The 7,477-nt window shown below is 36.7% G+C and carries 10 protein-coding genes and 2 tRNA genes; 7 read left to right on the forward strand and 5 right to left on the reverse strand.

Translation table 11 applies throughout. The annotated features are described in order from the left end of the window. The first annotated feature begins 550 nt into the window (after positions 1-550). The gene (locus CD122_RS08785; RefSeq protein WP_103358621.1) at positions 551-772 is read left to right on the forward strand and encodes a hypothetical protein; all 222 of its coding nucleotides are present in this window, start codon (positions 551-553) and stop codon (positions 770-772) included. A gap of 201 nt (positions 773-973) precedes the next feature. Here the strand turns inward: CD122_RS08785 and CD122_RS08790 are convergent. The 3 genes from CD122_RS08790 to CD122_RS08800 all read right to left on the reverse strand — a co-directional run bounded on the left by CD122_RS08790 (position 974) and on the right by CD122_RS08800 (position 2,097). Further along, positions 974-1,062 (reverse strand) — tRNA-Ser (locus CD122_RS08790). Between the two features lies 1 nt (position 1,063). Beyond that, positions 1,064-1,138: transfer RNA gene (locus tag CD122_RS08795), tRNA-Asn, on the reverse strand. 314 nt (positions 1,139-1,452) lie between these two features. Further along, positions 1,453-2,097: a competence protein ComK gene (locus CD122_RS08800; RefSeq protein ID WP_169926500.1), complete on the reverse strand. Its 645-nt coding sequence runs from the start codon at positions 2,095-2,097 to the stop codon at positions 1,453-1,455. A 218-nt stretch (positions 2,098-2,315) separates the two neighbouring features. Between CD122_RS08800 and CD122_RS08805 the strand changes: the two genes are divergently transcribed. Then, a complete protein-coding gene (locus CD122_RS08805; RefSeq protein ID WP_103358612.1) occupies positions 2,316-2,534 on the forward strand; it encodes an IDEAL domain-containing protein in 219 nt (72 codons plus the stop codon). 75 nt (positions 2,535-2,609) lie between these two features. Here CD122_RS08805 and CD122_RS08810 read toward each other — a convergent pair whose 3' ends face one another. After that, positions 2,610-3,602 (reverse strand): lipoate--protein ligase, encoded by a 993-nt coding sequence (locus CD122_RS08810; protein WP_103358613.1) that lies wholly within the window; start codon positions 3,600-3,602, stop codon positions 2,610-2,612. Between the two features lie 190 nt (positions 3,603-3,792). Between CD122_RS08810 and CD122_RS08815 the strand changes: the two genes are divergently transcribed. Together CD122_RS08815 and CD122_RS08820 are read left to right on the forward strand one after the other, a co-directional pair. Then, positions 3,793-3,978, forward strand: a complete 186-nt coding sequence (locus CD122_RS08815) for a YkvS family protein (RefSeq protein WP_103358614.1) — start codon at positions 3,793-3,795, stop codon at positions 3,976-3,978. A gap of 6 nt (positions 3,979-3,984) precedes the next feature. After that, entirely contained in the window at positions 3,985-4,587 is a 603-nt protein-coding gene (locus CD122_RS08820; protein ID WP_103358615.1) for a CPBP family glutamic-type intramembrane protease, read from the forward strand. Positions 4,588-4,834: 247 nt separating this feature from the next. On the opposite strand, the gene CD122_RS08825 is transcribed toward CD122_RS08820, so the two are convergent. Then, complete coding sequence (locus CD122_RS08825; RefSeq protein WP_103358616.1) at positions 4,835-5,245, reverse strand: YolD-like family protein; 411 nt, start codon at positions 5,243-5,245, stop codon at positions 4,835-4,837. Positions 5,246-5,399: 154 nt separating this feature from the next. Here CD122_RS08825 and CD122_RS08830 point away from each other — a divergent pair, with 154 nt between their 5' ends. The 3 genes from CD122_RS08830 to CD122_RS08840 are packed head-to-tail and all read left to right on the forward strand — an operon-like array spanning position 5,400 to position 7,379. After that, positions 5,400-5,981, forward strand: coding sequence for a GNAT family N-acetyltransferase (locus tag CD122_RS08830; protein ID WP_103358617.1), 582 nt, complete (start codon positions 5,400-5,402; stop codon positions 5,979-5,981). Beyond that, the gene (locus CD122_RS08835) at positions 5,968-6,618 is read left to right on the forward strand and encodes an ABC transporter ATP-binding protein (protein ID WP_103358622.1); all 651 of its coding nucleotides are present in this window, start codon (positions 5,968-5,970) and stop codon (positions 6,616-6,618) included. Before CD122_RS08830 ends, CD122_RS08835 begins: the two co-directional genes overlap by 14 nt. Next, a complete protein-coding gene (locus CD122_RS08840) occupies positions 6,615-7,379 on the forward strand; it encodes an ABC transporter permease (RefSeq protein ID WP_103358618.1) in 765 nt (254 codons plus the stop codon). Before CD122_RS08835 ends, CD122_RS08840 begins: the two co-directional genes overlap by 4 nt. Positions 7,380-7,477: the final 98 nt, after the last annotated feature.

Consider the following 7,477-nt stretch of genomic DNA (forward strand, 5'->3'; position numbering starts at 1 on the left):
AGTCAAAACAAGAAATGACAATATTGCAAAAGGTATTAAAAAAACCGCTTAATACAGCTAATCAAGTTGCACCAATTTATAATTAAAACATTTTTATTTCTAAGCCGTACCATAACTGGTGCGGTTATTTTTAGGCAAAAAATTAGGAAAAATATAGTAAAAGACATAAAAGATAGTGAAATATAGAAAAATATAGTAAAAAAGGGTTGAAAATATTACTCAAATGAGCTATAATATAGTTAAGGAGGTGAGGGAGGCGTGAGACGTAAGAAAAGATTAAAAGAAGAGCGCTACAATGAAAAGATGTTGATGATAGCCGGTGCAGGGCTCATCATACAAATAATAATGCTCATTGTAACACTCATGCTAAAATGCTAAATAGGTAAGGGCGCAAGCCCTTTACCTCATTATAAATGGAGGTGCTAAAGATGGCAAATATAAAAAAAGAGAGAGTTATTCTTGTAATACTCATATTAACTTTAATACTATCAGTGATTAACCTTATACTATTACTAACTTTATAAAAACTAAGCGTCTCATGCCGAAAAAAATGAACAGTTACAACGAATTATACGATACAATAAAAAACCTTATTGATAACAAAGAAGTATCAAGCTATCAAATTAATAAAGATACTGGAGTAAGTTATGGCAATATCAATGCTATGCGTCGTGGCGAAAGACTCATAGAAAATTTGACTTTGAAGAATGCTGAAAAGCTATATAATTATCAAAAGCAACTCGAACAAAACACAACCCCACCTGGAAAATAGGTGGGGTTATTTAAGAATAAAAAACTTGGGGACGTCTCGGGGACGTTTTTTTTTACTTTCCGATGTTGCGGGGACGTTTTGGGGACGTTTAGCACGAAATACGACATTCAACGAGTTTTAACGAAATGCAACAAAACACCGTTATATCAACGTTTACGTTCACGAGATATAACGGTGTATTAACGAAATATAAGCAATTAACGGAAACGGAGGGATTTGAACCCTCGCGCCGCTTTCGCGACCTACACCCTTAGCAGGGGCGCCTCTTCAGCCAACTTGAGTACGTTTCCATGGCTCCACAGGTAGGACTCGAACCTACGACCGATCGGTTAACAGCCGATAGCTCTACCACTGAGCTACTGTGGAATAATGATGTGTTTTCTTAACACAAATATTATTATAACAATATCACGGGATAAATCAAGCGATTATCAAAAAAAGTTAACAGAACATTTACACCATGGAAGTAGATGTTCTGTTAACGTTACTGTTGTTCACATTATTTTTGTGTGGAAATGAGACGATATGCGAATTAAGTCATGCTAAGCTAAGTCGTACATTGTTCGGATGTCATAATAATTAAGTGGATAAGTCATAAATAACAACATTGTAAGAATTATTGCGATATAAAGAATTGTTATATGGAATAATTTGTCCTTATTGAGAGGTAGTTAACGTAGCTAATAATTTTTATGAGGAGGGTCTTCTGCGATTTTGGGGATGTAGTGTCGCTGTTCAGTAATTAATGCGAGGCGTATTTCTTTGAAGACATTCACAAAGTCACGGAGTACGTTGATTAACTCATCATGTTGTACTTCATCAAACTTTTTAACGAGTTCACCAGCGTCAATTTCTCGACGGAGCAGTGTGTAGGCTAAATGGATACCATTCTGATATTGATGGAGTAACGTGTACTGGGAAACGTTGACGACAACGGTATATCCGCCAGTTAAATAGATTTTAGATTTGCCTGTTTTGTAGCCTTCAATTTTGTCTACATAGTTGATATTAATCCAACAGCTTTCTAAAACGCGATCTGAATGGGTGGAGAAAAAGGTAATGGATTGTGGTCCGGGAATAAAGAAGGGTGGTTTACTGGAGATACCGGTTAATGATCTGACTTCCGATTTAATGTGCAAATAAGAGTTGTAGCGATGGCGACATGCGGATTCAATAAATCGTAAGGGGCGCATTTTCTGAACTTTCTTTTTACCAGTGGTATAGAGTAGCTCGGTTCGGGTATAAGCGCCTTCAGGTCCACTAATAGGTTTGATCAGCATCACATTTGCGTCAATGACATACGGTGTTTTGCTTGGTTGATTCATAAGCAACATCCTTTCAAAATATTTAACTCTCTATATAAACTTAATTATAGAACGTAACAAAATCTTGTCAATATTGAATTCTGAATATTACATACAAATAGATGATATTTTTATTCTTTAAAAACTTGAAAAAATTCAGAAAACTTATTGCATTTTATTTATCGATTCGGTATACTGTGTAATATCAAAAACAAACAACATTCAGAGGAGGAAACATCATGAAACATAAAATTGATGTGAAACAGCAAGTACCCGTTAACCCCATGCAAGCAGTGAATCGATTAGGTGCAGAATTAGTGATTGAGGCAGCGTTGAAACAACACAGAAAAGAACAATTAGCGCAATTGATTGATGAGGCGTTAATGAACAAAAACAAAGAGGATTTTATTACTTATACTGAAGAATATAATGAGTTGGAGGCGCAGAACATTGTCTAATTCCTCGTGTCATTCGATAGCAAAATAACAAGGACTATTCATGAAAATATAAATGAATAGTCCTTGTTATTTTTGTTATACCATTAAGTCGATAAGTTCATCTTTTGGAATCGCACCAAAATAGTGATGGATATCGAAGTCTTTTAATGCTTCATGAATGGCTGCTTTTTGATGTGTCACGCCTTCAAGTGCACGTTCCAACTCTTCAACATTTCCTTCTCCAAAGAAGTCGCCGAAAATTTTAGCGTGTTCGATTTGTCCTTTTTTCACGTCTAGTTTAATTTGAACAAAGCCTTTTTCAAATTTATGTTCACGTTCAAAGTTATATTTTGGATTTTTGCCGTAGTTCCAATCCCATGTACGATATTTTTCATTCGCAAGTTGCTCAATGTTTTGCCAGTCTTCATCTGTTAAATGATACGTTTCAACAGCTTCGTCACCGAACAGTTGCTTCAATATAATCGATTTGAAAGTATCAATATCAATGGGTTCTTCCAAAAATTCAACGATATTCGCTACACGTTTTCTAACCGATTTAACACCTTTAGATTGGATTTTTGCTGGATTTACTTTTAGTGCGTTTTGTACTTCATCTAATTCACTGTTCAACATGAGTGTGCCGTGGCTAAACATACGGTCTTTCACTTTTACCATAGCGTTACCTGAAATTTTAGCTTGTCCTACTTGAATGTCGTTACGACCAGTCATTTCAGCATCAACGCCCATTTCGTTAAGTGCGTCAACGATTGGTTGTGTGAACTTTTTGAAGTTATGGAAGCTTTGACCATCATCTTTTGTGATAAAGCTGAAGTTTAAATTACCAAAATCATGATAAACAGCACCGCCACCTGATATACGGCGCACAACGTCGATACCATGTTCATCAATGTATGCTTGATGTACTTCTTCAATTGTATTTTGGTTTTTCCCAACGATAATAGACGGTCTGTTGACATAGAATAAGAAGTAGCTTTCATCTTCGTCCATTGGTACGGTTTTAAGTACGTACTCTTCCATAGCCAAGTTTAGTGTTGGGTCCGTGTTATTGTTGTTACTAATAAATTTCATTACTGTTTTCTCCTTTGTACCCAAATATGCCCTTAGATATAGTTATGCACCATTTTTGGACTTTTTTCCAATAATTGAATTGTATACTGAGAATAATATGACTAAATACCAAAATATGACGGAAATAGTTTATTTAAGGTGTAAACTTTAGTACAATATAGGCTAGTTAATTTTTAAGGGGGCGAATGTGATGACAATTGCAGAAGTAGGCGATATTGTAGAATTCCACGATGGTATAAGAGGAAAAGTTGAAAAAATTAATGATAACTCGGTTATTGTTGATTTAACAATCATGGAGAACTTTGCAACACTTGACTTACCTGAAAAAACGGTCATTAATCACAAACGTTATAAAATTGTAGAACAAAAAGGATAAGGTATTATGAAAAACATCAGCAAACCGCTACTATGGTTTATTTCAAGCTTTATTGTATTCCACATCATTTTAATCTTGATGTGGGGCCAGCATAATGTTTACTGGCAATTATATACAGGTATTATGCTCATTGCTGCTATTAGTTATGTGTTTTATCAACGTGATATTGCATCCAAAAGATTACTTACATCAGTTGGAATAGGTTTAATCGCAGGTGTGATACTTGTGCTCATACAAGTTATCTTCTCGTTGATGACGAAAGATTTAACATACATGTCTTTAATTAAACAATTGTCACGTACAGGTGTTTACTTTAAATGGCAAATGCTTGTCACATTATTATTTGTGATGCCATGTCATGAATTGTATTTACGTGCTATTTTGCATAAAGAATTAGATTTAAAATTTAAGCACGCATGGCAGAGCATTGTAATTTGTGCGATTGTATCGAGTACGTTTTTTATCTACCTAGATCGCTGGTGGATTGTAGCATTTATCTTTGTATGTCAACTTGTATTGGGTGTAAGTTATGCCTATACACGACGTATTGCGACGACAACTGTTGCTCAAATTGTAGCAGTCGTCATTCTATTAATATTCCATGGATAATTGACAGAACTAAAGCAAAAATGTTTTAGGAATGAAGTTGGGACACCGTTTATCTGTTTCCCAGTACACAAGCTGATTGTGTCTAAGCCTATGCAAGGGCGGGCGCTTTCAATTAACACGACCTTCATATTAGTGAACTTTAGTGGTATTATCTGTGTGATTTTTCAACTATATACTTTATCTTAATGTAAGCGTGCGGTAATGAAACACAATATATGTGTGACAGACCGCACGCTTTTTGTCATTTTTAATCAATGGCATAGAGCGTGTTAAGGGGGATAATGACTTCATGTGTGCGTTGTTGATTGGACACGATAAGTGTCTGGTTTTGACTATGGATGCTCAGGATATAACCATGTGTAGACTTTATCGCACCGTCATACCAGTAGTGGAATGTTGCTGATTCATTTTTCGACAACTTTAAATGCAACATGTAGTTTAATTCATATAGCCGATCATCACTTAATATAGGCCGGTCACGTTTAGCTTGGTCGCTTTCAAATTGCTTAAGTCTCGCAAATTGTTCAGGCAATGTTGCGAAAGGGGCCCATTTGACGATGCCACGTCCGTTGGGAATGTTCGTCTCTAAATATTCGCGGGGGATTTTACGATAGTCTGTTTCATGATGATAGTTCATAGGCAAATGTGAATTTTTCATAGATGATCACCTCACGTTTATTGTAGAACATATGTTCTCTGTTTGTGAAGTTTTAGGAACGTATTTTCTATAATTTGTGCTATTTTACTTTTGAAATCATGTGTTATCGGCTACAATGAACACAGAGAAACATCTGATAAAGGAGTTGTGAATAATGATTAGGAAAGCGGAAGAAAAAGATATCCATGCGATTGCCGAACTGACGTATATTATTTGGCAAGATATGGAGTTAGAAATTGTGACGCGTTATCCGAAAGCACAAGTGATTGAAGCGATTGAGCAGAGTACGACGAAAGTACATTATCGCAACCACTTGAGCCACGTGCGTGTATATGAAATAGATGGCAATGTTGCAGGGATGATTGTAGCTTATCCAGGCGCTCATGAACAAATGTATGAAACTGCATGGGCATCGTTAGCTGTAGCAGAGACAATGCCACTATCGACTGTGACGCCACTTCCGGTTATGGAGTCGGATACAACAGATACTTACATTGAATCTGTGGCGACATTTCCAGAATACCGTGGTAGAGGTGTCGCGAGTCAGTTGCTCAAGGATTTAATTGAGAGTAACCAAGAAACGACGTGGAGCTTGAATTGTGATTATGATAATGAAGGGGCACTATATTTATACAAAAAGTTAGGTTTTGAAGTGAAAAAAGAGCAACAACTTTATAACCATGATTATTACTATATGACATATACGGGTGTGACGAATGAATATGTTAGAGCTTAAAAATATAGGTTATTGTATCGACGATCGTCGCATTTTAGATGATATTTCATTGACGGTGAAAAAAGGGGAAGCGGTTGCGGTTATTGGACCGTCGGGAAGTGGTAAAAGTACGTTGCTTCGTATTATTGGCGACCTCATTACCCCAACGGAAGGCACTATTTATTTTAACGGTCAAGCATACGATACATATACACCAGAAGCATTGCGCTTGCGAGTCAGTTACTTATCGCAAAGTGTTGAGTTGTTTGGTAAAACAGTTGCCGACAACTTGTCCTTTCCTGCTGTAGTAAGAAAAGATACGTTTGATAAAGCGCGTGCAGAAGCATTAATGACAGCGGTTGGCTTACAAAAATATCGCTTGTCAGATGCTGTGCAACGTATGTCCGGTGGGGAAAAGCAACGTGTTACGATAGCAAGACAATTGATGTATCGTCCAGATATTTTATTATTAGACGAAGCAACAAGTGCGTTAGATCATGAAAATAGTGATTTGATTGAGCAGCTTATTTTTGACTTAGTGAGACAAGGCACGGCTGTATTGTGGATTACGCATGATGATGCACAAAGCCACCGTCACTTTGACCGTCGTATTGTAATTGAAAATGGTGTGTTACGTAAGGAGGGGGATGCGATATGATGAGCACAACATCCTTAATGTTAACCGCACTGTTATTACTTATTCCAATGATTATTTCATATAAAGAACGTCTTTTTATTGCGAAAGATTTATTTATTGCTGCGATTCGTGCAGTGATTCAGCTCGTTATTATCGGCTATTTATTAGAATTTGTCTTTAAATTAGAAACGACATGGATCGTATTAGCATTAATCGTGGTAATTATGGTGAATGCTGCAGCCAACACACGCAAACGCGCATCGTCCATTATGAAACACGTATTTTGGGTATCGTTTGCGGCGATTATGTCAGGGGCGATTATTTCGTTAGGTGGTGTCCTGTTAACAGGCGCTATTAGCATGAAACCCAATGAACTGATTCCAATTGCTGGTATGGTTGGTAGTAACGGTATGATTGCCATTAATTTAAGTTATCAAAACTTGGATCGTATTTTTACAAAAGAAATTGCCTCGATTGAAGCGAAGTTATCACTGGGGGCGCCACCGTCACTTGCTGCTAAAGACGCCATTCGAGAAAGTATAAAAGTAGCGATTGTACCAACGATTGATTCTGTCAAAACGTATGGACTGGTGTCAATACCAGGGATGATGACGGGGCTTATTATCGCAGGTGTGCCACCTTTAGAAGCGATTAAATTCCAATTAATGGTTGTCTTTATTCATACAACAGCGACAATTATTTCTGCTTTCGTCAGCACGTATTTAAGTTATCGCCATTTTTTCAATCATCGACACCAATTGATTCAAATTAAACAGTCATAATATAAAAAGGGGCTGGGACATAATTCGTTCTAAGCCTCTTTTGTAAAAAGCCCTGATTAGATGTTAAAAAACATTTAATCAGGGCTTTGTCATGGATA

Source organism: Staphylococcus rostri, from assembly GCF_002902145.1.
In the GTDB taxonomy this organism is placed as follows: Bacteria; Bacillota; Bacilli; order Staphylococcales; family Staphylococcaceae; genus Staphylococcus; species Staphylococcus rostri.

Coding starts and splice junctions, on each gene's coding strand:
- CD122_RS08785 (WP_103358621.1), top strand. CDS start 551: ATGAACAGTTACAACGAATTATACGATACAATAAAAAACCTTATTGAT.
- CD122_RS08800 (WP_169926500.1), bottom strand. CDS start 2,097: ATGAATCAACCAAGCAAAACACCGTATGTCATTGACGCAAATGTGATG.
- CD122_RS08820 (WP_103358615.1), top strand. CDS start 3,985: ATGAAAAACATCAGCAAACCGCTACTATGGTTTATTTCAAGCTTTATT.
- CD122_RS08810 (WP_103358613.1), bottom strand. CDS start 3,602: ATGAAATTTATTAGTAACAACAATAACACGGACCCAACACTAAACTTG.
- CD122_RS08840 (WP_103358618.1), top strand. CDS start 6,615: ATGATGAGCACAACATCCTTAATGTTAACCGCACTGTTATTACTTATT.
- CD122_RS08805 (WP_103358612.1), top strand. CDS start 2,316: ATGAAACATAAAATTGATGTGAAACAGCAAGTACCCGTTAACCCCATG.
- CD122_RS08815 (WP_103358614.1), top strand. CDS start 3,793: ATGACAATTGCAGAAGTAGGCGATATTGTAGAATTCCACGATGGTATA.
- CD122_RS08835 (WP_103358622.1), top strand. CDS start 5,968: ATGTTAGAGCTTAAAAATATAGGTTATTGTATCGACGATCGTCGCATT.
- CD122_RS08825 (WP_103358616.1), bottom strand. CDS start 5,245: ATGAAAAATTCACATTTGCCTATGAACTATCATCATGAAACAGACTAT.
- CD122_RS08830 (WP_103358617.1), top strand. CDS start 5,400: ATGATTAGGAAAGCGGAAGAAAAAGATATCCATGCGATTGCCGAACTG.